Consider the following 25,954-nt stretch of genomic DNA (forward strand, 5'->3'; position numbering starts at 1 on the left):
GAAAACCCTATGCCTATTATAACCTTACCATATGATGACCTTGAAAAATTAACTGGAACAGACAAGGATACTATTATTAAACGCGTGCCGATGATAGGCGCAGATATCGAGCGTATAGAAGATGATTCTATTGATATCGAATTCTTCCCTGACCGCCCGGACCTTTACAGTGTTGAGGGTGTTGCACGTGCACTGCGTGGTTTTCTGGATATTGATCCCGGTTTCAGGGAATATGAGGTCAAACCTTACACAGTAGAGATCACAAAGGATGAGAATATAGATTCAGTCCGTCCTGTTTTTGGCTGTGCAATAGTCCGTGGTGTAAAGTTTACTTCAAGTGCTATCAAGACCCTGATGGACCTTCAGGAATCACTCCACTGGGGACTTGGACGTGACCGTAAGAAAGTATCAATAGGTGTGCACGACCTCTCAAAAGTACAGCCTCCTTTCAGATACATCGCAGCTGACCCGGATTATAGTTTTGTTCCTCTTGATTTCACAGAACCAATGACCATGAGGGAAATACTTGAGAAGCATCCGAAAGGAACACGCTTTGCACATATCCTTGATGGTTTTGACATGTATCCACTTATCCTTGATGCAAACAACAATGTACTCTCATTCCCGCCAATCATTAACGGTACACTTACAATGGTAACTGAGGATACAACTGATCTTCTGGTGGATGTTACAGGACTTAGCAACGAAGTGTACACAGCTCTGAACATAGTCACAACAGCTCTTGCAGAACGTGGCGGAGAGATTGAGTATGTTAAGGTTGTAAATGCAGATGGAACCGAATCTATCCCTCTTGACCTGAGCCCAAGGTTAAAAGTACTCGAAAGAGAAGAGATCGATGGTCTTATTGGTATGGAACTTCCGGCTGATGAGATAATTAACCAGCTTGGAAGAATGGGTTTTGGTGCAAAAGAACTTGCTGACGGACGCATTGAAGTACAGATCCCACGTTACCGTGCGGATATTCTTGATAACTCAGATATCATTGAAGATATTGCAGTCGGATATGGCTTTGACAAGATCCCTGCAGTATTCCCAATGAATGCAACAGTAGGTAAGTCACACATGCTTTCAGACATTAGCTCTGATATGCGTGAGATTATGACCGGACTTGGATATCTTCAGGTCATGCCTTTCACACTTACTAGCGACAGGGTTCACTTCGACTGGATGTGCAGGGAAAAGACCGATGATGTCACCTATGTAATGCATCCGATAAGCGAGGATCAGACTATGGTCAGGACAACTATCCTGCCTAACCTCATTGAGATCCTTTCCATGAACCAGCACAGGGAGCTTCCACAGAGGATCTTTGAGGCTGGTGATGTTGTTATCGACGGAAAGAACGGTCTGCACCTTGCAGCAGTTTCCATAAGCCCACAGGCAAACTTCACTGAAGTAAGGGAACTCGTTGATGCACTTATGCGTGAAAGACTTGTGGAATATGAGGTTGTAGAATCAGAAGACCCTGCATTTATGGAAGGCAGAAGGGCTGACATTCTCGTAAATGGCAAAAAAATAGGTGTCATGGGAGAACTGTTCCCACAGGTTATAGTTAACTTCGGCCTTGGTCAGCCGGTTGTCGGATTTGAGATCGATCTTCTGGATTGATCTTCAAACTCAATTTTCTTTTTTAAATTGTATTCTAATTTTTGATTCCCGGTTGAAAAGCGGAAAGTATCAGCACTTTCCACTTCCACATGGGACGCATACTTTTCTGTTAATGTCAGTGATATCTCTCACAGTGACATCTATGCCATAGACCGATGACATTATCTGACTGTTCACAACCGATGGAACCGGTCCGCAAGCGAGCAGTTTTCCACCTGTCAGAGCAACAGCATTGCTGCCTACCAGGAAAGCATGGTCAGGCATGTGAGTGTTCATAACAATTGACATTCCTGATGCTGAAAGTTTCTGAACGGTTTCAAGGACCAACACCTGATTTCCAAAATCCAGGTGTGCAGTAGGCTCATCCAGTAAAAGCAGTGCAGGTTCCTGTGCAAGAGCACGGGCTATCAGCACCATCTGTCGCTGTCCTCCACTGAGGCTGTTCAGTGTCCTGTCAGAAAGGTGTTCAACACCGACTGTTTCAAGGGACTTCCATGCAATTTCCATATCTTCCTCTCCGGGTGAACCGAAGATTGAAAGATGAGGTGTTCGTCCCATAACTACAAAGTCAAGTACATCGAATGGAAAAACGGTCTCGTTCTGTTGTGGTACATATCCGACTTTCTTTGAAATAGACCCTGAAGTCATTGTTTGAGTATCTTCACCCTGTATACGGACAGAACCAGCAGCAGGTTTGAAAATACCTGCAATACATTTGATAAGTGTGGACTTGCCAACTCCATTGGGTCCGAGTACACACATTACTTCTCCGCCTTTCATTGAAAATGATACATCCTCAAAGACGGGTCCTTTACCATACGAATATGCCAGTGAATCTACTTCTAAAATTAATTCTAATTCCATCCCATACGCCCCCTTTTCAGAAGATATGCGAATAACGGTGCACCAAGCAGGGAAGTGATTATTCCCAGCGGTATTTCAGTTGCAGTTACAGTTCTTGCAAGGTCATCTACCAGAAGCATGAATGATGCACCAATCACCATACTCATTGGCAAAAGCCGGTTGTAATTAGGACCTACGATCATCCTTGCAATATGTGGTACGACCAGTCCCACCCATCCGATAACGCCGCTGATACTCACTGCAGCCGATGTGACAAGAGTGGCACAGACAATGATTATCAAGCGTATCTGATCAACATTCACACCAAGAGAACGAGCTTCTTCATCTCCAAGTGATAGAATGTTAATTCTCCACCTCAGGAGGAAAAGTACCAATGTTCCTGAGAGCATTGGTACAATGATCCAGAGCAGGTCGTTATATCTGATAGAAGACAGGCTTCCCATGAGCCAGAATACGATTTCCGGCAGGTCATCATAAGGATCAGCCACATATTTTGCAAGTGATATCAGGGCTGTGAATATCGAACCCACGATAATTCCCGAGAGAACGAATACAAGAGTTCCTGTTCCTTTGCTGACCTTACCCATACTGATTGCGCCAAACATTGCTATCAGTCCACAGGTAAATGACAGCAGTTGTATTGCAAGCTGACTGTTCCAGAGCAGTATACCTACACATGCACCAAAACCTGCACCGGCACCAACTCCAAGAATATAAGGTGATACCAGGGGATTTCTAAAAACACCCTGGAATGATACTCCTGCAAGTGAAAGTGATGAGCCTACAAGCAAGGCTGCAAGTATTCTTGGTAATCTCACACTGAAAAGTACAGTGTGCTGGGTGGACATCGGGCTTGCAGTTCCTGATATAAAGGAAATTACTGTATTCACGATGTCAGCAACAACAAGTGATGCTGGCATCTGGTATCTGCCAACAAAGAGTGAAGCAACTAACAGCAATATTGGAAGCAAATAAATTGAAATGGTGGCACATCGCCTGTGATCAGGCATGAGTGCACCTCACAACCTCCTTTGGCCAGATTCCTGAAGATGGCCTGTGGAAAGACCTGTTAGGTTTTGCTTCGCTGTAATATATACCGTAGTAGCGCCAGTAGAATGTATTTGCTTCCTGCTCAACGTCGATTCCAAGTTTACCCGGATAGAGTTTATCTGCAATGTAAAGGAGCCCGAGTATCCAGCGTGGGCTTCCGAAATCCCATGAAGGTGGAAGCGCATATATCCTCTGCTGCTTTACTGCATCTGCTTCTATTCCATAATACTTGCAGAGACCGTAGAACTCATAAAGCGGACGGGAAAGAAAACCGGAGATGAATATCGTTTTGGGGTTATTGTCGTTGATAAATCCTGGCTCAACATTAAAACCTGGTTTACCTTCTTTCTGAAGTAATTTGTTGATACTCTGTCCTCCGGCAAAATTAACAAGGTTGTTTTCCATTCTTCCGGCATTCAGTGCAAAGAGCGGTGAACCCATGCAGTAGTATGCGCTTCCGCCATCATTTTCCGAGGCTATTTTTTCAATCAGCTCCAGACGCTTGCTGATAAATGTTATAAGATCTTCACCTTTCTCCTGCACACCTGCTTTGTCAGCGATCAATCTGATATATTCCAGATATGAGGTTGGGTTCTGTATCATGTGGTGAATGTCCATGAGTGCTTCTGAACTGGAAATTTCCTTCCATACTTCAAGCATCCTTTCTTCTTCGGGAATTCCCAGGCATGTAAGAACAGCATGAACCATTCCAAAAGCACGGCTTATCCTGTATCCGCCCATAAATCCTGATTCACTGAAACTCTCAATGGCTCCTGTACCTGTGACCGGAATATCATGGCCGCATTTACAGGTGTAATTACTCCATGGTTTCAGGAGTCTGGAACCCATAGGTCCGTAGAATTCTCTTTCTGTAACGATTTCACCGCATTCAGGACAATAAGTATGCATTAATCCTGTACCGGGAGAGTTGAAGAGGTACACATGTTCCAGATGGTCATGCAGGCTGTTGCACAGTCTTTCCGATGCACCAATGGAAGGTTCAAGGGTTATCGGTGCATCACCGAATGGAATGAATCTCATGAGCTGCAAAGGAATTGAGGTTGATATGTTTGCAAGAGTCCTGGCAACCTGAATAACATCATCTTCGTTTCCTTTTAAGTAGACTGCCGAGACCTCAACGTGTACTCCCATCCGATGTAACTTCGCGATATTACGAAATACTGGCTTGGAGGACAGGACGCCACAATTCCTGTAAGCGTCATCAGAATGTCCCTTTACTCCAACATTCATGAAATTGACAAATTGAGCAAGTTCCTCAATAGTTTCTTCCGTAAAGTAGCAGTTAGATGAACATCCAACAAGGAGGCCTTTTTCCTTAGCTTTTAGTGCCAGTTCACGGAACATGTAAAAATTAGCAGCAGGTTCATTGAGTGTGGAAACAATTCCCTTGCAACCAAGTTTTAGTGCAGTTTCGATTACCTGGTCAGGACTTAGGGTTGGCCATCCAAGCGATCTTCTTGAAGCCAGCAGTCTTGCAATGCATCCAGGACACTGGAAGTTACAACCAGTGCTGAATACCTGAAGGAATTTTCCTGCAGGATAGTAATGGAGCATAGGGATTGTCTCTATTGAAACAGGAAACGCTCCGAGATACCCACTATCAGGGTCCTGAATTATTTTGTCACCATCAAGCTGGTAGGTTTTGCATCTGCCTGTACTATGCTTGTTGATGTCACAAGCCATTTCACATATCTTGCACTTCACTTTTTTGCCTCCTTTTTCCTTACTTGTTCATAACCACCCAGAAGCCTGCATCATCATCCACAACTCTGAATAGCAGTCCTGTGCTGACACAGGCATTTTTCATTGCCTGTTTGTTCTCTGGACTGAGCCTTTTTTTAGAACCTTCCCGCCACTGCGGATCACGTTCTTCCATTGTCTTTGCTATCTGCTGGCGAAGCTCAGCGGTACCAAAACCACCACCTATCCAGGCTTCACCTCCAGGGGCAAGTACCCTGGCAATCTCACTGAAAGCAACAGGAAGATCATCCCAGAAAAACACAGAGCCGCGGCTTACAATGAGGTTTGCAAAATCATCATCAAAAGGAAGTTTATGTACATCTGCAAGCAGAGGTTCCAGCCTGTCAGAAACACCGTGTCTGGCTGCTTTTTCAATTGACAGCTCATGCATTTTCTCTGAGATGTCTACAGCATAGACCATAAGTTCCGTCTGCTCTGCAAAAGCAATGCCAAGGGATGCGATTCCACATCCAAGGTCAAGGCATATACCTTCTTTTATACCACTGGAAGCAGCAATGTCGGCTGCTATCACAGGATAGATCGGTGCAAAGACATTCTCTGCAATATCCGGAAAGTTCCCGGATTTTTCATCCATACTCATGCTGATGCCTCCGTTTCAGGATGCAACAGATTATCCATTTCTTCATCACTGAGGTCATAATGGAAGAATTCCGAATAGAACTTGGTTGTCAGTTCTTCAAGTTCAGTGTCTGAGAACAGTTCCGGATAGAGTACATTGGCTGTCCATGCAGCTCCTATCACGCGGTGCACACCGTATGGTCTGTCTATCCAGCAGAACGGGTTCTGTGGTGCAAGATATACACGCTTGCTCTGCACGGCATCAATGTTTGCCCATAATGGATCGGAATAAACGGAGTTGTAGAACTCGGAATCTGTTGTCAGTATGACCTCTGGGTCCCATTCTGCTACCTGTTCAATAGACACAGGTGTCATTCCCATTCCTGGTGTGACCTGACAGTCTGCGACATTAATACCACCACATATAGTGATTGCTTCAGAATGCAATGAACCGGAAGGATCTGTTTTAAGACCGGTGGAACCCTCTGCATAATAAACACGTACCTTTTCATCATCCGGTATGTCGCCTACTTTATCTTGTATGTCATTGAGGACAGATGACCTGAAGTTTATGAAGTCAGTAGCCTGCTCTTCACAATCAAGCAGTTGACCCAGATATTCTATAGTGTCATCTCCATCTGCTATGGCAATAATAGAACCATTGATGGCAACCACAGGAATGCTTCCGAATTTCTCCTGTCTTTCAGTAACCTGTTCACTTATCTGTCCGTTTTTGCTTACGGTGTATCCTTCAATAACAATTTCAGGATCAAGACCAATGACAGTTTCATAGTTTGCTGTCTGGGCATTTCCCCATGAACCAACTACAGGAAGAGATGTATACCGCTCGTCCATAAGCATGTGGTCTATAGGAGTAAATGTGTTCCAGCCTGCAAGTTTTTCAGGTGCAAGCATGTAAACAAGTATGGAATAAGGGCCAGTTGCAGTTACAACACTATCTATTTCAGAAGGCACTGTCAGGTTCCTGCCCAACATATCGGTTATTTCGACTGTCTCTACCGTTTCTTCTTGCTGGACTATGGATTGCTGTGTCTGGTCAGTGCAACCGCTGATTGCAGTTGCTAAAATTAGAATTAATAAAAAAATACCTAAGGAAATACCTGGATAGAATTTCTTATCCATTTTTTCACTACCTTTTGTTTTATTTTAAATAAAGCACAGGTAGGAAGGTTTGTGCGAATACCTGTGCTTATCATTATTTTTGAATCCGGTTAAGGATTCAGCAGTGATTTCAGTTCCTCGTCTGTGAGATTATAATGCAGGAACTGTGAATAGAAATCACGTGTAGTCTGTTCCATATCCATATCTTCGAAAAGATCTGGATACAATACTGTGGCTGTCCATGCGGTTCCGATAATGAGATGTGGTCCCTGTGGCCTGTCTATCCAGCAGAATGGATTTAGTGGTGACAGGTAGACACGCTTGTTCTGTACAGCGTCGATGTTCTCCCAGAGTGGATCGGAGTAAACTGTATTGTAGAACTGGGCATTGGATGTGAGGATTACTTCCGGATTCCATTCGATTACCTGTTCAATGGATACTGGTGTCATTCCATTTCCAGGGGTAAGGGAACAGTTAGCAACATTTATACCGCCACATATATCGATTACCTGTGAATGCTGTGATCCCGAAGGGTCTGTAGCAAGTCCTTTTGGTCCTTCTGCATAGTAGACTCTTACCTTTTCATCGTCTGGAATATCGGATACCTTGCTTTCAATTTCATCAAGGACCCCGGCTCTGAAGTTTATGAAGTCAGTAGCCTGTTCTTCACAATCAAGGAGTTTTCCTACATACTCAATTGTAGGGTCGGAGTCTTCTACAAAAATAATCGAATCATCAACGGCTACAACCGGAATATTTCCGAATGATTCCTGCCTGCGTTCGATTGCTTCATTTATCTGGCCGTCGGTTGTGTATCCTTCTATTACGATATCAGGATGAATGTTGATGATTGTCTCGTAATTCCCTGTCTGTGTGCCGAACCACCCGCCAAGAACTGGCAAATTGAGGTATTCGTCATTCATCAATGTGTGATTAAAAGTGTTAAGAAAATTCCAGCCTGCTACTTTTTCAGGTGCAAGCATGTAAACAAGGATTGTAGAAGGAGGGGATGTAGCGTAAACCGATGTGATATCTTCGGGTACTGTCAGTTCCCTGCCAAGCATATCCGTGATTTCCACCGTATTATTTGTAGTATACTGTACCTGTTCTGCTCCGGTCTGTTCCATGCAACCACATGCAGTAACAGCCAGCAGAACCATAAAAATGAGGAGTAATGTACCATTTTTTACGTTCATGACAACACCTGTAAAACATTAATTGTTTTTATCGTTATGTTCTGAGAAACATAATGGTATAAAAAGATATACGTTGAATGGCTTATGAGCTAAATATTATATTTCCAATGTAGGCTTTCAATTCATTCAAAAAAGTGGTAACTTTTAACGATTACACCTGCCGAGTGCTAAAAAAGTAATAGTGTCAACTCAGGTATCAACATCAAATAAAACAACGAATTTGATAAATAATAAATTAAAGAACGGGCCTGCCGCGATTCGAACACGAGTCGATGGGTATCTTCGTACCATTGTGGTCACATCGAAGCCCATCAGGATATCCTGGCTACCCTACAGGCCCGCAAAGCAACTACTCATTGCTACGGGCGGTATTAAAGGTTTCTATTATACATATCATTTTCATAAAAGTCCTGATAACATTTTAGCTGCCATCAGCCAAAGCACGATTCCAAACATTTTCTGAAGTGTTTCCGCTCTGACCCTGCTATGCATGAGATGGGATCCCAGTTGTGCTCCGGAAAATGCGGCAATGATTATGGAGATGATCAAACTAATATCCGGGTTCCAGGAAGGAACATGGGCAATAAATGCGGATATGGACGTAAAGAAAACCATAAACCCTGAGCTTGCTGCGGCTTTTTTCATATCGAATCCGATTATAAGTAACAGAGGAACGATCAATGATCCTCCTCCTATACCAACCATGCCTGATATCATTCCTATAAGGAGTCCGCAGATGACTACCAGCAAGTATTTGACCTTTCCTTTGACCTGTTTTCTTTTGTACAGTATCTGCACTTTTGAAAATATCATCTCTTCACCTACAAATAACATCAGTAGGGAAAGCATAAACAAAAGGAGATCAACGGGTGCTATTTTTGTGAAGAATGCGCCTATTTGTGCTCCTATTGTGGATGCAAATACAAAAGGTATAGCTGTTTTGAAATCCACCATGTGCTTCCTGACATATGTAATAGCTGCCGATCCTGAAGTGGTGAAGTTCAAAAACAGAGCGGTAGTAACAGAAAAGATGAAATCTCCGGTAAGCCAGTAAAAAAATGGTACATAGAATATAGCTCCGCCAAGTCCTATCATTGAAAAAAAAGCAGATGCACAAAAAACAACAAGAGCAATAAGCAGTATTTCCATTGGTGGCAGTCCGTAAGATCAAATTATTTTGTTCTTTACATACTTTTCCTTGAAACGGGATATCTCTTCTTTTCCGCCTACTACTGCAATGATATCTCCTTTCAATATCTTTGTGGATGGAAGTATGTCTGTGATGATCTGTCCTTCTCTTTCTATTCCTAAAATGGTACATCCAACTTTGTGCCTGAGACTTATATCAGCTACAGTCTTGTTTGCAAGGTCGTCAGAATGAGTAATTGTATGTTTTTCAATATCCACACCTTCATAGAGCATGATATCCTCGTCCATTTTCTTGCATGAGATATCAATGCATCTTGAGGTCATTTTTGCAAGCATTTGCCCGGCAACTATTGGCAGGGCTGCAACATAATTTGCACCTGCCTTGTATATCTTGTCTATGGACTTGTACGAATTTGCCCTTGCAATTATAGTTGAATCGGGGTTAAGTCCTCTTGATATGAGTGTTGCGAACATCACATGGGTATCGTCATTCAGGGTAACTATGATGGTTGATGCCTGTGGTACTCCTGCCTGAATAAGTATGTCTTCTTCAGTTGCATTCCCCACAACATAATCATAATCCGCACTCTCAAAAGAATGAACCTGTGAATCTACGACCACGAATTTGATATCAGCATAAGTTAATGTTTCCACAACCCTTCTGCCAACGTCTCCACATCCGAGAACTACAATATGATCTTTGTGTCCTGAGTTTTCCATATTATTCACTCCGCGGATTGTGTTAGTTTCTTAAGTTTCGATAGCTGTTCATTGGAACCTATTGCAAGGAGCACCGAATTGTCTTTGATGATATCTTCAGGCTTGATTACAAACGTCAGGCTTCCACCCTTCCACATTCCTACAACGTTTGCACCTGTCTTTTCCCTTATGGCTGCATTCTTCATGGTTTTACCCATCAACGGGCTTTTAGGATAGATGGGTAATTCCACAATGCTGACCCCTTCAAAGAATTCCGTTGCACCGGTGAGCCTGTTGACGAATGGATCAGCAGCCTTTCTTCCGATGAACCTGCCGAATAGTTCCTTTGGTGAAACAACACTTGTTGCTCCTGCATATTTCAGGTATTTCTTGTTAGCCCTGTCCTCAACCATAGCAATGATATTCACTTCACTGATATTGCGTGCTGTCAGCACGATGTTTGCATTCATCTCATCGCTTCTGTTTGCTATCAGGAAACGGGCTTCTTTTATGTTTGCATTCTTAAGGGTTTCTTCCTCACTTACAAGTCCGTAAATTGCATGGATATTCCTTTTTAGCAGTTCCATTACAAGTTCAGCTTCTTCTTCAACAAGGATATACGGGATGTTGTTCTCCTTTAGCTCCTCGATAAGTGTTTCAATAAGCCTGTTATATCCACAAATAATAATGTGATCTGTAAGCTTTTTCGGTGCTTTGGAAGGAATATTGGACTGGATCTTTTTTTCCATCCAGGGAATTATCACAAGAGTGAAAAGTATGCCAAATACCAGTGGGATTCCTGTCAGCTGGACAAAGACAGCATACATCTTCCCTATAGGGGATGTCATTGTTATGTCCCCGTATCCCACTGTTGTCAGGGTGGTCACCACCCAGTAAATGGCATCATAGATATTGACATACTGTGTCTGACCCTCGTGTATCATAATCTCCACAAAAATAATCATGTACACCATTATTATGGCAAGTGCTCCCAGTACTGATTTTAGAAGCGTTTTATGCCAAAGGTGTCTTCTTTTCATGTAGTTCCCCTGTTTTATACATTTTAGATTCTTATTCTCATCCAGTCTCAGAACCCATGTACAAGGTACGGTCCGATCACCATGAAAATGAATGAGAATAATATCATCATTGCAAATGTAGCCGATATCATTGCTGACACATTTTCTGCTTTTTCTTCATTTCCTGTTACCTTGTAAATTAAGGAATTCATAGAATCCCTGAAAACGTGTCCTCCATCAAGAGGTACTGCCGGAAGACAGTTGAACAGACCCACATAGAAATTAAGCCAGCCTACCCACAGGAGAGTGTTTGCAAGCCAGAAAACTCCTATTCCGAAAGGTTCGGCCCATCCCACAGGCATGTAGAATTGGGAAAGTGTTTCACTGAAACCCGGGAATCCATTTCCTGTAAATCCACTTATTGGCAGTATAAGTATGAGGTACCATCCTGCCAGACTTCCAAGCATGCCAGGAATGCCCTTTAATAGTTCAAGGTATTCTGCTGCCGGATATTCACCAACGGAAAAACCAAGTGATGTTACTACATTTCCTCCAGAGGCTGTTGTAACTCCAAGGAACCCTCTTCCTTCATAATCAGGATGCTCTGCAAGAGTGACCTTGTATTCAGTTGTTTCTCCTTTATCGTTTTCAACCACAGCTGATATTTCCTGCCCGGGAGTGCTTTTACTGAGTATTTCGTTAAAATCGGTATAGGTGTAAATCGGTTTTCCATCAATGTAGAGGATATGTGTACCAGCTTCCATTCCTGCTGCTTCTGCAGGTGTGCCCTCAACTATGCTCTGTATAAGGATGCCTTTAGGGTCAATATTTGTATTCCCAATTTGAAGGTCATAACTTGACACCACGCGATCCGTGGCCGCATAGACAGTTACACTTGTGCCGGTTTCAAGTCCGTCGAGATAATCAAGCATTTCATTTACATTGTTGATCTTTGTGTCATCAAGTTGTGTTATTACCATGTTTTCCCGGATGCCTGCTGAATATGCAGGGCTATCCGGGGAAATGTCCACAACCATAGTATCTCCAAGAGGTGTCAGTGAACCGAGCACCGGTCCAAAAAGTAGTGCAAAGGCCAGAAAAGCTACCACGAAGTTTGCCATGACACCTGCTGCAAGTATTCTTGCTCTCTGTTTACGGGTAGCTACTTTTTCATCGTCTTTGACAACTTTCTTTTCTTCGGCCTTGTTGTCTATTACTATTCCAAGGCGCCTGTCTCCATAAGGGTCGTTCTCATCATTTAGCTCTTCTTCTTCCTGTTTTCCGAAGAGTTCTTCCTCATCAGGTTCTGCAAAGCCACCTATAGGAACAACAGCAAGCAGTATGCCCATTGATTTGACCCTGATATCTTCCACTCTGCATAGTATTGCGTGTGAGAATTCATGGACAACAAGTGTGACAAGTAGTGCAATGGTACCCCATACAAGAGGTATGAACTCATTGACACCTGGTATCAGGAATATATTCCTTGCCTCGTTGAATTTGCTTGGCTCCGGCATTGTGTTTGCCTCATACGATGCCAGCATGGCAAGGTCAGAAAGGATAACAAAAAGGAACATTGCTATCATTCCTATGAACATAAGTCTGATGCCAATATCTGCATAGACTCTCCATGCCTTTTTAGGTATGGCCAGCTTGTCAAGTAATTTCAGTCCTTTTGTTGTCCTGATCATCAGAACAGGGCCATAGGCACTGATGTTGTATTTTTCAAGTATTCCTTTTCTGTCAAGTGCTATTACAACGATCCAGTAAAGCAAAAAAATTGCAGCTGCAATGTATATTCCGTCCAAAAAAACTCTCCGGCGTTTGGTATTTTCGGTTGAAGTCGATAATTAGCTATTTTCAAAAATAATCATCAAGATTATTTTTAAGATAAATTAGATTTGTTTCTTAATTCTCTTTACGAGGTATATATCTTTGTCATATTAAATGATAAGAATGATATATAATTGATTGGGCAAAAATTAGGCAAAAATATTCTGATATTACTGGTCTTACTATTTTTATACAGTACATAAATATAAAAACTAAGCAGGTTAAATTTATATAGTTTCTTTCTCAAATGTAATATTTAATGTTTGCCAGCTTTCCGGGGTCTTTTTTTGTAGGATGTTTCAAACTTGCATAAAAGGATAAGTATAAAAACAATAAAGGAAATATAGCAATTACAGAATTACAAAACGTTGATAAACGTTGATGAATGGTTACAGTAAAATCGAGCAACAACTAAAAACCAGAACACTATACCGTAATGTTACTAAATCCGTGAGGGGATGAAAGTGCAGTCAATAGTTCAGGAAGCGTTAAAACACACAGAGAAAGAGAAAGCGTACCGCCAGTCAATCGCAATTAACGACGACCAGTTCGATATTCTTGGTCAGCCAAGGATCATGATAGTCGGATGCGGTGGTGCAGGTAATAACACTATCAACAGACTTTATAATATGGGTATTGAAGGTGCTGAAACAGTAGCTATCAACACTGACAAGCAACACCTTGACCTCATTCGTGCAGACAAGAAGATTCTCGTGGGCAAGACACTTACCCGCGGTCTTGGTGCAGGAGGATACCCGGAAGTTGGTGCAAAGGCAGCAGAACTTGCCCGCGGCACACTTGAAGAGATCTTCAAGAATGCAGACCTTGTTTTCGTTACAGCAGGTATGGGAGGAGGAACCGGTACTGGTGTCGCTCCTGTAGTAGCTGAGATCGCAAAGGAACAGGGCGCAATTGTCGTAGGTATGGTCTCAAGTCCTTTCAGAGTTGAAAGGGCAAGAGCAGTCAAGGCAGAGGAAGGACTTGAAGAGTTCCGCCGCGCTGCAGACACTGTTATCGTACTTGATAACAACAGACTCCTTGAGTACGTACCAAACCTTCCGATCGACCAGGCATTCTCAGTAATGGACCAGATTATTTCCGAGACTGTAAAGGGAATCACAGAAACTATCACACAGCCTTCACTTATCAACATCGACTACGCTGACATCAGAGCTATCATGGGATGTGGCGGCGTTGCAGTAATGCTTGTTGGTGAGAGCAAGAACCAGGATAAGAGTGACGATGTAGTTCGCGCAGCACTTAACCACCCACTTCTTGATGTGGATTACAGAGGCGCAACAGGCAGTCTTGTACACATCACCGGTGGTCCTGATCTCAGTCTAAAAGAGGCTGAAGAGATCGCTGCTTCACTCACATACGAGCTTTCATCCAGTGCAAATGTCATCTGGGGAGCACGTATCACTCCAGAGTATGAGGGCAGGGTACGTGTAATGGCTATTATGACCGGCGTCCAGTCAGCACAGATCCTTGGACAGCCACAGAGCAGTATGTCATACGAGCCAGCAGCTGTTTCAAGCAGAGAAGAGGCACCACGTGCATACAGACGTGCAAGCACATCTGTGAACAAGGTCAGCCGTTCCGTTGTTGAACCAATTCAGTCCAGGGGCAACGGCGGATCTATCATTGACATTATTCACTGATTGATTTAATTAGTATCAGTCCGGCATTAAGCCGGATCTGCCAATTTTCCGAAATAGATTTTAGAAATTGGCAGATATTCTTTTTTACTTTCACTACTATTTCCATTCATGAAAATACTGATAGCTACGGGCAGACTTGCTGAACAGACTGTAAGGAATGCAATTGGTGACCATGCCGATGTTGTTGTTGCTGACACTCAGGTTGCCGCATTCATTACCCCTCGTAAACTGCTTGCTGCGATCAAAGAACAGATCTGCGTTTTTGATTCAGATTTTGATTATGACTTAATATTCATTCCAGGCCTTGTTTCCGGCAATTTTGAAAAGGCAGAACAGGAATTAGGATGCAAAATATGGCTTGGTCCAAAGCATGCCTATGATCTCAGCTTTGTACTTCCATTTGCAGAAACCATGGAATTCTCAAAAGATGTTCCTGCCTGTGAGCTTCTTGCAGACGTAAGACGTGCCATGGCTATTGAAAAGATTGAAGAACTCGAAGCTGCTGCCACTTGTCCGCTTCAATTGAAGAAAATGAAAATTGGCGGCGATTCCCGTATGAAGGTGCTTTCTGAGGTTGTAGATGCTACGGGACTTGACCCTGAAGCACTTGAACTTAGAATCCGCAGTTTTGAAATGAAAGGCACTGACATGATAGATCTTGGTGCATCCCTGCATGCAATTCCTGATGATGTAAAGCGAGCTATCAGCATTGCCCGCAAAACCACCAACCTTCCTATGAGTATTGATACCCTTGATCCTGTACTTATCAGGGAAGCCCTCAATTGCGGTATTGACATGGTGCTTAGTTTGGATGGTAGCAATATTGCAGAGATTGCTTCTGAAATTGCCGCCCATGATATTCCTGCTGTTGTGATACCTGATCAGGGCGAAGGTTATGACAGTCTCATGAAGAACATTGAACTTGCCCGCAAAGCCGGTATTAAGAAACTAATTGCTGATCCTGTTCTTGACCCGATAGGTCATGGAATTGCCGGTTCTATTGTAAGGTACATGGAATTCCATGAAAAGAACCCTGAAATTCCTGTTTTCTATGGGATTGGTAATGTCACCGAACTCATAGACGTTGACTCTACAGGTGTTAATGCTACACTTTGTGGAATCGGTGCAGATGTGGGAGCAAGCATTCTTTTCACACCGGAATACAGTAACAAGACTCAGGGTTCCATAAGTGAGCTCAAAAGAGCATCTCAGATGATGATGCTGGCAAAAGAGCGCGAAAGTTCACCAAAGGACCTTGGAATTGACCTGATAGAGATCAAAGAGAAAAGAAGGCGCACAGATTCTATAATGCCGAGTTCCTTTTTCAATGCCGAGAAAAGCAAGATGTGGACTGTTGATCCCAAAGGCAGTATCAGGATAAGCATAATCCCTGATAAGTTTGGAATGAAAGACGGAAACATACTTGCAGAACATGACAGTGTATCCATTGTTGGAAAAACTGCCAGGGAAGTCATGGACACGATTCTAAAAATGGAACTGGTCTCAAGAATAGAACATGCTGCTTATCTGGGACAGGAACTTAAAAAAGCAGAACTCGCCCTGAAGCTGGGGAGAAGTTATGCTCAGGATGATGATTTCTAGATAAGTTCAAAGATAGAAAGCAAAGACATCAGGAATTATCCTGTATCTTTTCCACTGCCTTTTGAGCACTTTCTCTCACTACGGGGTAATCATCCTCATCTTCTGCAACCTGTTCAAGAGCTTCAATAGCCTCAGGATCATTGAGCATTGCAAGAGAATTAGCAACGGTTAATCTCAAATCAGGTGAATCATCCTTATTGAGTAATATGTTTGTCATTGGAATGGTTGCATTCCTGTTTCCTGCTATTCCAAGACCTTCAGCAGCGCGTAATCTGGCACTAAGGTAATCATTTCTGTTTTCTAATACTTTTATGAGTTCCTGAACACTTCTTTCGTCTCCTATTTGGCCAAGGGCATATACTATGGTATACCTGACCTTTTGTTCTGTTTCATTCTCAAGAGTGTTGATTAGGGGTTCAGTTGCATTACTATCTTTTATTAAAACAAATCTTCCTGCCACAGTATAACGCACAGCCCAGTAATCATCATCTAAGGCCTTAATTAATGCAGGTGTAGAATTTTGGCCGCTGATCTCGCCTAAAGTCATTGCAGCTTCATGTCTGACACGCCATTTCTCATCGGTAAGCATCATATCTTCAAGAGCTTTAACAACTTCTTTATCTCCGGTTGAATAGAATGAATGTATAATGCTTATTCTTATCTCCATATTTTCATCAGCAAGGTTGTTTAACAATGGTTCAATAGCTTCTCCCTCATCAATTCTCATTATTGTTTTTGGAACTGTTGTTCTCACAGTTTCGGTTTCGTTCTTATTTTCCAGAATTGAGATCAAAGGTGCAATAGCATCTTTATTTCCAATCCTTCCAAGTGCTGATATTGCATTTCTGCGCACTTCTTCTTTTTCGGATTTGTCCTCTGCGATTTCAAGAAGTGGTTCGTAGGCAGCTTGTTCTTCCATTATTCCAAGTACATAGGCTGAATTTTTCCTTACATCTTCGTTCATGTAATTCAGATTATCTATAAGGATATCTGCTACAGGTTCATCCATTTTATCCAGTGCTACTGCTGCTTCGTATACAGTCCCTCTGTCTTCATATTTCAATGCATTATCAAGAGGTTTGATAGCCCGCATATCACCGATTTCCCCAAGTGCCCATGCGGACATTTCAGGAATAAGGTAGTCTCCATCTTTAAGAGTGGTTATGAGGAGATCAACTGCTCTTCTGTCTCCTATCTGGCCAAGCGATTTTGCTGCAGATGCACGAATTTCATCATACTGGTCTGGGTCGGCAAGTATTTCCATTAGGGGGTCAACTGCCTCTGTATCTCCAATAGCTCCAAGTGATTTGACTGCGTTTATTCTATTTGAAAAGTCTTCATCATCAAGTGTTTCAATGAGCTCATTGATACTATTGGAACCTCTGTATTTAGCAAGATTTTCAGCAGCTGTATTACGCAAAGTTTCATTCTCATCAGGGTCATTCATTATTTGTGTAAGAGGAGCTATAGCACTTTTGTCACCCAGAGATCCAAGCTTCACAATACTTTCAGTAGCAGCATTGCGTAAAGTCTTGTTCTCCTCATAGTTATTCATCATTTGTGCAAGTGGTTCTATAGCTCTTGTATCTTCAGATTCTCCAAGCATCTTAGCAGCGTTAATTCTTTCATTATCGGTTTTGAATTCATCCTGAAGTATATTAGTCCAAAGTTCCACATTTTTTTCGTTTCCTGTATTTACCAGAGGTTCAATATTGTTTTTCATTGCTGTACTGGCATTTACAGGTATATAGCTCTCATCGGAGTTCATTCCCTGACTGAGTTCAATTATGGGCGCATTAATCTCAACAATACTTACATTGTCATTTCTTTCAGTATGGGCAAATGATTGGAAAAAATCTACAATTGAAGAAAAATCGAATCCCATTTTAACTACCTGAGATTCATTAATTCTCATAGAACTGTTTTCTTCTATTTTTTCTAGTGCCTCCTGGGCACTCAGCCTGATTGCAGGATACTCTTCTTTATCATTTGCAATCTCGGTCATTAATTTAATTGCTGCCGGATCTCCTATTTGTCCGAGTGAAACTGCTGCCGCGTTTCTGATATTGGGAGAATCATCCTTAGCCTCAACTATGTTCATAAGAGGAATTGTTGAATTCCTGTCTTTAAAAATGCCAAGTTCTTCTGTTGCTAATATTCGTACATCTATGTATTCTTCTCTGTCTTGCATGATCTGCACAAGAACAGGTACTGCCCTGCTATCGTTTGTATGACCAAGTGCACGTGCCAGATCATTACGTGTATACTTGTTTGTTTCATTTGCCAGAGCATTTATCAGATATTCTATAGAGTTCTCATCAGACATATAGGAAAGATACATTGCTGCAACAGACCTGACTTCTGAATTTTCATCATTCAAGGCCATTGCCAGAGTATCTGATGCATTTTCTCCGGCTATACTTCCCAGAGCGATTGCGGCTTGCTTTCTAACAGGCCATTGTTCGTCGTTCAATAACAGATATTCAAGAGGTTCTATCGCATCCAATAGTTTTTCTGATTTTTGTTCTTCTGGTACCCTGAGCGAGGAAACAATACTTGCCCTGACTTCCATATTTTCGATATCAAATCCATCAAGAAGTATCTCAACCGCTTTTTCTTCGTCTATTTTCATTAGTGCCCATGGAACTCCCTTTCTCACCTCTTTTTCTTCATTTTCATTTTCCAGTATCTGAACAAGAGGTTCGATTGCCTCCTCATTGCCTAATTTTCCAAGGGCTATGATAGTGCTTCTGCGTACTTTTACTTCTTCATTTCTGTCCTGCGCAATATTTAGAAAAATATCATAAACATCCTGTCCTTCAATAGAATTAAGTGCACGAATCGAATTTATCCTGACAGTAGCATCCCGATGATCAAGATTTTCAATAAGCATCTCTTCTATTGGCGCTCCCAATTTTTTTAGAGATACAGCTGAATTTGTAACTGTAAATTCATGCTCATCCTCTAGGTGATTGGTTAAAGGTTCAATTGCTCTCTCATCACCGATTTCCCCAAGAGCCCAGGCCGATTCCGGTTGTATCTGCCATGGTCCATTTTCTAGGCATTCAATAAGCAATTCTACTGCCCGTGCATCTCCAATCTGTCCAAGTGCTTTTGCTGAATATCCTCGCATATTTTCTGACTGGCTTTCATTTTCCAGTATATCCATAAGTGGCTCGACTGCTTTTTCATCTCCAAGATCACCTAAGGAAATAACTGCTGTGGTATCAAGAATATCATCATCCAGCATTTCTATTAACATATCAGTATCTTCTTCACTTCCTACTTTTCCAAAATAACTGGTAACTGACTGACGCAATGAATCCGATTCTACCGTATTTTCCATTACTTTTATGAATGGTTTTTCAGCTCTGGTGTCTCCTGATTCTCCCAGCATATAAGCAGCATGTCGTCTGTTATCCTCACTTTCGGATTTATTTTGCAAAATTTCAATCCACTGACTTACGTTGTCATTTCTTTCGGTATGGACAAATGATTTGAAAAAATCTATAATCGGTGAGAAATTGAATCCCATCTCTACAATATTGGATGTGTAAACAATTCCGGAATTGTTCAGTTCAATATTATCAAGTGCCTGCTGTGCACTTTCCCTGACAGGGATGAAGTCTCTCTCATCTTCTGCAACTCTGATCAGAACTTCAATAGCTTCTGTGTCGTTGACTTTTCCAAGACCAGTGGCAGCGGCTGATCTCATATAGGGTGAATTAGCAGTATTTTCAAGTATCTGGATTAAAAGTTCTGTAGTATTGCTGCTTCTAAAATTACCTAGACCTGATACTGCTGAAGTTCGAACACTTATGTATTCGTTTTCGTTTTCAGCTATTTGGGTGAGTATTGGAGTAGCTCTCTTATCTTCTATTATGATTAATGCCTGCACCATTGTATTTCTTGCTGATTGATCAGTTTCATTTCCTAGGGCGCTTATCAATGTTTCAGTTGCATTTTTATCGGGATAGTTTTTAAGTTGGGAAGCAGCAGCAGAACGAACAATAGCTGATTCATCATTTAATGCTAATGTATATGCATATGTTGAATTACTTCCACTCATTCGTCCAAGTGTAATTGCTGCCTGTTGTCTGACTCTCCACTTTTCATCATTCAATAATAGATATTCTATAGGTTTTACTGCTCTATCTGATGAAATTGCTTCCAGAGACTCCATAATTCTAATCTTTACTTCCGGGTCCGCATCATTCAGATTATCAAGAAGTGGGTCTATTGCTGCATTTTCGTCAGTTCTTCTCAAAGTGGATGGGACATTTAGTTTCACATCTATTGGTTCATCTGGATTATTTAGTATTTTTATAAGTGGTTTTATGCAACTGTTGTTTCCTATATCTCCAAGGGCTATTACGGCAGATGCTCTGACTTTTTCGTCTTCTGCTCTGTTTTCTACGATTACAAGAAGTTCATCTGTAGCATCATTTGCTTTTAGGTCTCCAAGTAGAGTGGCTGAATTTTTTCTAACATTTACATTTCTGCTATCTAAATTATCAATAACAATTTCTGTAACTGGTTCATTCATTTTCTGAAGAGCTTCGCCAGCATTACGTACCACGCCGTATCTTTCATCTTCAAGTGCTTGGATAAGAGGTTTGATGGCGCTTTTGTTGTCAAGTTCCCCAAGTGCCCATGCTGATCTTGAAGCAACAAGAGATGATTCATCTTTCAGATTATCAATCAACAATTGAACTGCTCTCTCATCTCCTATTTTTCCAAGTGCTTCGGCAGCTCTATAGCGAACCTCAGGATAAGCACTTTTATTTTCAAGTACTTCCATTAGGGGAGTGACTGCTTTTTCATCTCCAATCTCTCCAAGAGCTGCTATTGCAGATCTTGAATCGTCTGTTCTGTAAAGTTCTGCAATCAATGAATCTGTAATTCTTTCATCCCCTACTTTTCCTAAATTATAGGTAGCAACATGACGCAGCGATTCAGATTCTTCTTCATTAAGGAATATTCTTTCAAGTGGTTTTACAGCTCTTTTGTTTCCTGTTTCTCCCAGCATATCTGCTGCATTGATTCTATTTTCTTGGGTTTCAGATTCATTTTCAAGAATATCAATCCACTTTGTAATGTTCTTATCTTCTTCAGTGTAAACTATGGATTCAAAAGACTTCATAATGAATGAAAAGGTACTGGAATTGTCGGTTACCTGGCTATCACTTGTACCCAGATTATTCTGTTCGCCGGAAACACAGGTTCCGGATACAAGAACAAATGTGATAATTGCTATAATCAGTATCATTAAAGTTTTACCTGTTGTTTTCATAATTGAACCTCCAACTCTGAACTATTTTCAGGCACAAGTATTTCTTTTTCAACAACCTGATCATGCCATACAGCAGTAACTCGCACAATATATTGCTCACAAGTCTTCCCTTTAACAACTGCCAGGGCAGGCATGTAACTTTCATCTGAGTTATCGCCGGAGCTTAGCTCAATAACACCAGCCGGAGAATCATGCCATGTGCTGAAAGGACTTTTGGAATAGGCTGGTACAACAAGATTCCATTTATCTGAAGCTATAGTCCCGTTTGTTTCAGGGTTTATTATACTCAGGCCTGCTTCTACATTTTCAGCTCTGCCAAGACCGCTGTTCAACACATAGGCATCGATATTATAGATTTCCAGTTTTCCTTCGTTTTTCAGATCGTAATTTAACTCCAGAGAAAGCTCAGGTGGTAAAACATCTACAGTAAAAGATTTCTCATCCAGGACAACTTCATTGTTTACAATCCTGATATGAACATTCTGTTCTCCCGTTACCTGATATCCAAGCAGCAGGGTTAATCTGTTCTCACCTGGTTCAAGGCTGATCTTGTCCTGCGTTGAAATATAATTACTGTATTTGCTGCCATCATAACCAAATACAATGAACGTGTCGACACTCTTTCCGTTCTCATCGACAAAAGCATTTTCAGTTTCGATAGTTACTTCAACATTTTTTGATTCGTTGTTCTGTATGACAAGTTCAATTTCATTCATGCTATCGGTTCTGATAGTATCTACCCCCAGAGTCCGGGGTGCATTTATCTCAGCAATACTTACATCGACACTACTGTCATAGTGCCACCATATTATGACAGAAACCAGAATAATTCCTGCCAGAATTAATGGAAGTTCTTTTCTCATTTGTTCTCACCCCTTATCTCTTCGGTCAGTGAGATGCAGTTGGTCAGTCCGTACTTTTGTTTTGAGATTATGCCCTTCTTTTCGAGATTAGAAAGAACACGTGAAGTTTTAGCTTTGGAAAAATCAAGTCTGTTAACAAGTTCGTTTTGTAGCATCTGTCCGTTGTTATCCACAATTGCCCTGACAATCTTTTTCTCATCTCCTTCCAGAGCCATGAGAAGTATTTTTTTCATGCCTGTATGGATTGAAGCTTGATTTTCAGCTAGAATTTCAGTTTCATCACCAGAAATAAGCATTTCTAAATTAGTTTCAATTTCAATATCAGAAGGAGACTCACGAGTAGTTTTGTGTGCGAATGGATAGATGTCCAGAGACAAAAATATCTGGTACAAGGCAAAACCTGAGAAAAAACCGGATATTAGCAGCAGGTATGCTTCACCTGTAGTATAGGAATAGGGAATCTCGATTATCTTGAATGATTCGCCCTCTATTTGTATAACTACAGGTGCATCCTGTAGCAGTATGCTCACTGTAATTATTCCTGCTAGGATAAGAATTCCTGCTGATATCATTAGTTTTGTTCTTTCCTTTATCAAGTCACCATCTCACTGTTGACAATTATCACAAGGGATGAAACAAATGATATATTTTGACTGTAACAATTGGATGAAACGTATCATTTATTTGAAACCACCATTGTTACATGCTGTTTTTGTACAACATCAATTACTTTATTGCAATAACAATCATTTCAACAATAACGCGCCAAGAATTAAATAGTTTAACATTTAATCCAAATTGTTGGTAAAGTACTATGCAAGTAGAACGGGCAACATTTATTTTTTAGAAGTTACTGAAACAACATTGAAATAATTAGGCAGCTTTATATAAATGTAGAATTATAATGAGGTTTAGATGACAGCCTCGAAATATAAGATCCTTATCGTTGATGATGAACCGCTGAATGTGGAATTGTTGTCTGTGTATCTTGGGGATGACTACGACATCGTAACTTCATATAATGGAAAGGATGCTCTTGCAAAAGTAAAAGATGAATGTCCTGACCTGATACTTCTGGATGTAATGATGCCTGAGATGGATGGATATGATGTTTGCAGGGTCATACGTAACGAGTTCAAAATGGATTTCATACCCATTATAATGGTTACAGCTCTAACTGACAAAGCAGATCATCAAAGAGGAATCGAGGCTGGTGCAGACGATTTTTTGAAAAAGCCTGTTGGTAAGTTCGAGCTTGAAAAGAAGATTGATTCTCTTCTAAGGATAAAAGAACAGCATGATAATCTTTTGACCGAAAAGAACAAAGCATACTATTATCTGGATTATGTTGGAATTCTGGTAGCTGTTCTGGATCTTGATTTCAAGGTTACAACAATTAATAAGAAAGGATCTGATTTTCTGGGTTACAGTCCTGATAAAATAGTTGGCAAAGAATGGATAGAATCTTTCATTCCGCATGATTCGGTAAGTGATATCCGGGCTCATTATGATGGCCTTGTTTCAGGCGAGGTTAAACCCTATGAATACAGTGAATTCCCTATCATTATAAGCACAGGTGAAGAACGTCTTTTCAGGTGGTATGATTCACCACTGAAGGATAATTTTGGCAATAATATGGGTGTTCTGATATCCGGTGAGGATATAACTGAAATGCGAGAAGCTGAAAAACAGCTAAAAGAATACGCATATCAGCTTGAGAAGTCCAACGACCTCAAGGATCTCTTTACTGATGTCATGAGGCATGATCTGCTAAATCCTGCCGGTCTTATCCAGTCTTTTGTTGACTTACTTATTGAAACTGAAACTGATGAGGGCAAGAAGATCCTTTTGAACAATGTCAGTACGGCAACTGAAAAATTAATATTTATGATAGAGGATGCGGCGCATCTGGCTAAACTCGAATCTGTTGATGATATTAGTTTTGTACGTGTTGATCTGAACTCAATGATAAATGACACTGTAAACGGTTTTGTGCATCTGGCAATGGAAAAGAACATGGAGATCACTGTAAAGATTGATGAAGACAGTTTTGCTATTGCAAATCCTATGATAGAAAGGGTTTTTGTGAACCTTCTCTCCAATTCCATAAAGTACAGTCCTGATGGAAGCACCATTACTATTGATGTCATGGATATTGGAGACAAATGGAAACTCAGTTTCATAGACCAGGGTGACGGTGTACCTAATGAAAGCAAGGCTTCTGTTTTTGAACGCTTCAAGAGACTCCATAAGGAAAACATCAGAGGTACAGGCATTGGTCTTGCAATTGTCAAGAGGATCATGGATCTTCACATGGAACTCATCGATGTTGATGACAACCCTGGAGGAAAGGGTAGTGTTTTCTGGTTGACACTTAAAAAAGACAAATAATCATGGTCTCGAATTTTTTAGTTTACTGTTCAGGTAAATAGTAATCACAACTTTCATATCATATATTTTCATATTAGCGAGCAGTGAGTGATACCATAGGTAGCTAATTGAGTGTATAATTACCTGAAAAGACGGTAGGTATATATGCTCCAGTGCCTAATGTCACTCGATTAACAGGTTAAGAGTGATAAACGTGATAAGTGTCAACGAAAAGGGATTAGCTATAATCGATGAGATGCTTGACTGGGAAGAGGAACTTAAGGTTCAGTCCATAGAGCTTGATAACGGCGCTACTGTCATTGACTGTGGTGTGAATGTAGAAGGTGGATATGATGCAGGTATGTATCTTTCCCGTCTCTGTCTTGCAGATCTTGCAGACATCAGCTACACTAAGTTCGACCTGGACGGTCTTCCAGTACCAGCTATTCAGGTAGCAACAGATCACCCAACCATCGCATGTATGGCATCCCAGTACGCAGGCTGGAGAATTGCAGTCGGTAAATATTTCGGAATGGGTTCAGGTCCTGCAAGGGCTCTGGGTCTTAAACCAAAAGAACTGTATGAAGAAATAGGCTACAAAGATGATTCCGAGTTTGCAGTCCTTGTAATGGAATCAAGCGCAATTCCAGATGAAGAGGTTGTCGAATACATTGCAAAGCACTGCAGTGTTGACCCTGAGAACGTCTACATCGCTGTTGCACCAACAGCATCAATTGCAGGTTGTGTCCAGATCTCAGCACGTATTGTTGAGACCGGTATCCACAAGCTCGAATCCATCGGATACGACATCAACACAATTAAGAGCGGTTTCGGTGTTGCTCCAATTGCACCAGTTGTCGGAGATGACACAAAGTGCATGGGTTCAACCAATGACTGTATCATCTACTGTGGTGAGACATACTACACTGTTGAGTACGGAGATGTGGAGAAGCTGGAAGAACTTGTCAAGAAGGCACCATCCACAACCTCAAGGGACTTCGGTAAGCCATTCTACACAACCTTCAAGGAAGCAGAATTCGACTTCTTCAAGGTTGACGCAGGAATGTTCGCACCAGCCAAGATAACAGTGAATGATGTCAAGAGCAAGAAGTCCTTCACAAGCGGAAGGATCAACCCTGGCATTCTCCTGGAATCCTTCGGCATAAAAGAGATCTAAGCTAAGACTTAGACTTAAGTCTCTAACATACTCAAATAATACCGATACAACCTTAAAGGTTGTATTACTTTTTTCCTTTTGGAGATA

General features: G+C 41.4%; 18 protein-coding genes and 1 tRNA gene. 5 read left to right on the plus strand and 14 right to left on the minus strand.

The window, feature by feature from the left end; translation table 11 throughout:
- The first annotated feature begins 9 nt into the window (after positions 1-9).
- Entirely contained in the window at positions 10-1,629 is a 1,620-nt protein-coding gene (pheT, locus tag BLP52_RS09615; RefSeq protein ID WP_091710270.1) for a phenylalanine--tRNA ligase subunit beta, read from the plus strand.
- Between the two features lie 69 nt (positions 1,630-1,698).
- On the opposite strand, the gene BLP52_RS09620 is transcribed toward pheT, so the two are convergent.
- The 11 genes from BLP52_RS09620 to BLP52_RS09670 all read right to left on the minus strand — a co-directional run bounded on the left by BLP52_RS09620 (position 1,699) and on the right by BLP52_RS09670 (position 12,876).
- Positions 1,699-2,493, minus strand: a complete 795-nt coding sequence (locus BLP52_RS09620) for an ABC transporter ATP-binding protein (RefSeq protein ID WP_091710271.1) — start codon at positions 2,491-2,493, stop codon at positions 1,699-1,701.
- A complete protein-coding gene (locus tag BLP52_RS09625) occupies positions 2,484-3,503 on the minus strand; it encodes a FecCD family ABC transporter permease (protein ID WP_091710272.1) in 1,020 nt (339 codons plus the stop codon). The genes BLP52_RS09620 and BLP52_RS09625 overlap by 10 nt, the downstream gene beginning before the upstream one ends.
- Positions 3,496-5,268 (minus strand): radical SAM protein, encoded by a 1,773-nt coding sequence (locus BLP52_RS09630; RefSeq protein ID WP_091710273.1) that lies wholly within the window; start codon positions 5,266-5,268, stop codon positions 3,496-3,498. Before BLP52_RS09630 ends, BLP52_RS09625 begins: the two co-directional genes overlap by 8 nt.
- Positions 5,269-5,287: 19 nt before the next feature.
- Entirely contained in the window at positions 5,288-5,905 is a 618-nt protein-coding gene (locus BLP52_RS09635; protein WP_202905766.1) for a class I SAM-dependent methyltransferase, read from the minus strand.
- A complete protein-coding gene (locus BLP52_RS09640) occupies positions 5,902-7,026 on the minus strand; it encodes an iron ABC transporter substrate-binding protein (RefSeq protein ID WP_091710274.1) in 1,125 nt (374 codons plus the stop codon). Before BLP52_RS09640 ends, BLP52_RS09635 begins: the two co-directional genes overlap by 4 nt.
- A gap of 89 nt (positions 7,027-7,115) precedes the next feature.
- Positions 7,116-8,201: an iron ABC transporter substrate-binding protein gene (locus tag BLP52_RS09645; protein ID WP_091710275.1), complete on the minus strand. Its 1,086-nt coding sequence runs from the start codon at positions 8,199-8,201 to the stop codon at positions 7,116-7,118.
- 243 nt (positions 8,202-8,444) lie between these two features.
- Positions 8,445-8,541: transfer RNA gene (locus tag BLP52_RS09650), tRNA-Arg, on the minus strand.
- Between the two features lie 59 nt (positions 8,542-8,600).
- Complete coding sequence (locus tag BLP52_RS09655) at positions 8,601-9,350, minus strand: sulfite exporter TauE/SafE family protein (protein ID WP_091710276.1); 750 nt, start codon at positions 9,348-9,350, stop codon at positions 8,601-8,603.
- A gap of 18 nt (positions 9,351-9,368) precedes the next feature.
- Entirely contained in the window at positions 9,369-10,070 is a 702-nt protein-coding gene (locus BLP52_RS09660) for a potassium channel family protein (protein ID WP_091710277.1), read from the minus strand.
- A gap of 5 nt (positions 10,071-10,075) precedes the next feature.
- Positions 10,076-11,089 carry a potassium channel family protein gene (locus BLP52_RS09665; RefSeq protein WP_091710278.1) on the minus strand — a complete coding sequence of 338 codons (1,014 nt, stop codon included), beginning with the start codon at positions 11,087-11,089 and terminating at the stop codon, positions 10,076-10,078.
- Positions 11,090-11,136: 47 nt separating this feature from the next.
- On the minus strand, positions 11,137-12,876 hold the full coding sequence (locus BLP52_RS09670) for a site-2 protease family protein (protein ID WP_091710279.1): 1,740 nt from the start codon (positions 12,874-12,876) through the stop codon (positions 11,137-11,139).
- 489 nt (positions 12,877-13,365) lie between these two features.
- Between BLP52_RS09670 and ftsZ the strand changes: the two genes are divergently transcribed.
- Both ftsZ and BLP52_RS09680 read left to right on the plus strand, forming a co-directional pair.
- Positions 13,366-14,562, plus strand: coding sequence for a cell division protein FtsZ (gene ftsZ, locus BLP52_RS09675; RefSeq protein ID WP_091710390.1), 1,197 nt, complete (start codon positions 13,366-13,368; stop codon positions 14,560-14,562).
- Between the two features lie 108 nt (positions 14,563-14,670).
- Positions 14,671-16,164, plus strand: a complete 1,494-nt coding sequence (locus BLP52_RS09680; RefSeq protein WP_091710280.1) for a dihydropteroate synthase-like protein — start codon at positions 14,671-14,673, stop codon at positions 16,162-16,164.
- Positions 16,165-16,192: 28 nt separating this feature from the next.
- On the opposite strand, the gene BLP52_RS09685 is transcribed toward BLP52_RS09680, so the two are convergent.
- Genes BLP52_RS09685 through BLP52_RS09695 form a run of 3 tightly spaced genes read right to left on the minus strand, consistent with a single transcriptional unit; the run spans position 16,193 to position 22,916 of the window.
- Positions 16,193-21,457 (minus strand): HEAT repeat domain-containing protein, encoded by a 5,265-nt coding sequence (locus BLP52_RS09685; RefSeq protein WP_091710281.1) that lies wholly within the window; start codon positions 21,455-21,457, stop codon positions 16,193-16,195.
- The gene (locus BLP52_RS09690) at positions 21,454-22,320 is read right to left on the minus strand and encodes a hypothetical protein (RefSeq protein ID WP_091710282.1); all 867 of its coding nucleotides are present in this window, start codon (positions 22,318-22,320) and stop codon (positions 21,454-21,456) included. Before BLP52_RS09690 ends, BLP52_RS09685 begins: the two co-directional genes overlap by 4 nt.
- Positions 22,317-22,916 carry a helix-turn-helix transcriptional regulator gene (locus BLP52_RS09695; protein ID WP_238380780.1) on the minus strand — a complete coding sequence of 200 codons (600 nt, stop codon included), beginning with the start codon at positions 22,914-22,916 and terminating at the stop codon, positions 22,317-22,319. The genes BLP52_RS09690 and BLP52_RS09695 overlap by 4 nt, the downstream gene beginning before the upstream one ends.
- 319 nt (positions 22,917-23,235) lie before the next feature.
- Here BLP52_RS09695 and BLP52_RS09700 point away from each other — a divergent pair, with 319 nt between their 5' ends.
- Positions 23,236-24,711, plus strand: coding sequence for a hybrid sensor histidine kinase/response regulator (locus BLP52_RS09700; protein WP_091710283.1), 1,476 nt, complete (start codon positions 23,236-23,238; stop codon positions 24,709-24,711).
- Positions 24,712-24,904: 193 nt separating this feature from the next.
- On the plus strand, positions 24,905-25,867 hold the full coding sequence (gene mch, locus BLP52_RS09705; protein ID WP_091710392.1) for a methenyltetrahydromethanopterin cyclohydrolase: 963 nt from the start codon (positions 24,905-24,907) through the stop codon (positions 25,865-25,867).
- The last annotated feature ends 87 nt before the right edge of the window (positions 25,868-25,954 follow it).

It is taken from the genome of Methanolobus vulcani (genome assembly GCF_900100715.1).
Lineage (GTDB): Archaea > Halobacteriota > Methanosarcinia > Methanosarcinales > Methanosarcinaceae > Methanolobus > Methanolobus vulcani.

Coding starts and splice junctions, on each gene's coding strand:
- BLP52_RS09640 (WP_091710274.1), bottom strand. CDS start 7,026: ATGGATAAGAAATTCTATCCAGGTATTTCCTTAGGTATTTTTTTATTA.
- BLP52_RS09680 (WP_091710280.1), top strand. CDS start 14,671: ATGAAAATACTGATAGCTACGGGCAGACTTGCTGAACAGACTGTAAGG.
- BLP52_RS09660 (WP_091710277.1), bottom strand. CDS start 10,070: ATGGAAAACTCAGGACACAAAGATCATATTGTAGTTCTCGGATGTGGA.
- BLP52_RS09690 (WP_091710282.1), bottom strand. CDS start 22,320: ATGAGAAAAGAACTTCCATTAATTCTGGCAGGAATTATTCTGGTTTCT.
- BLP52_RS09625 (WP_091710272.1), bottom strand. CDS start 3,503: ATGCCTGATCACAGGCGATGTGCCACCATTTCAATTTATTTGCTTCCA.
- BLP52_RS09655 (WP_091710276.1), bottom strand. CDS start 9,350: ATGGAAATACTGCTTATTGCTCTTGTTGTTTTTTGTGCATCTGCTTTT.
- pheT (WP_091710270.1), top strand. CDS start 10: ATGCCTATTATAACCTTACCATATGATGACCTTGAAAAATTAACTGGA.
- BLP52_RS09665 (WP_091710278.1), bottom strand. CDS start 11,089: ATGAAAAGAAGACACCTTTGGCATAAAACGCTTCTAAAATCAGTACTG.
- BLP52_RS09635 (WP_202905766.1), bottom strand. CDS start 5,905: ATGAGTATGGATGAAAAATCCGGGAACTTTCCGGATATTGCAGAGAAT.
- BLP52_RS09685 (WP_091710281.1), bottom strand. CDS start 21,457: ATGAAAACAACAGGTAAAACTTTAATGATACTGATTATAGCAATTATC.
- BLP52_RS09645 (WP_091710275.1), bottom strand. CDS start 8,201: ATGAACGTAAAAAATGGTACATTACTCCTCATTTTTATGGTTCTGCTG.
- BLP52_RS09700 (WP_091710283.1), top strand. CDS start 23,236: ATGACAGCCTCGAAATATAAGATCCTTATCGTTGATGATGAACCGCTG.
- BLP52_RS09620 (WP_091710271.1), bottom strand. CDS start 2,493: ATGGAATTAGAATTAATTTTAGAAGTAGATTCACTGGCATATTCGTAT.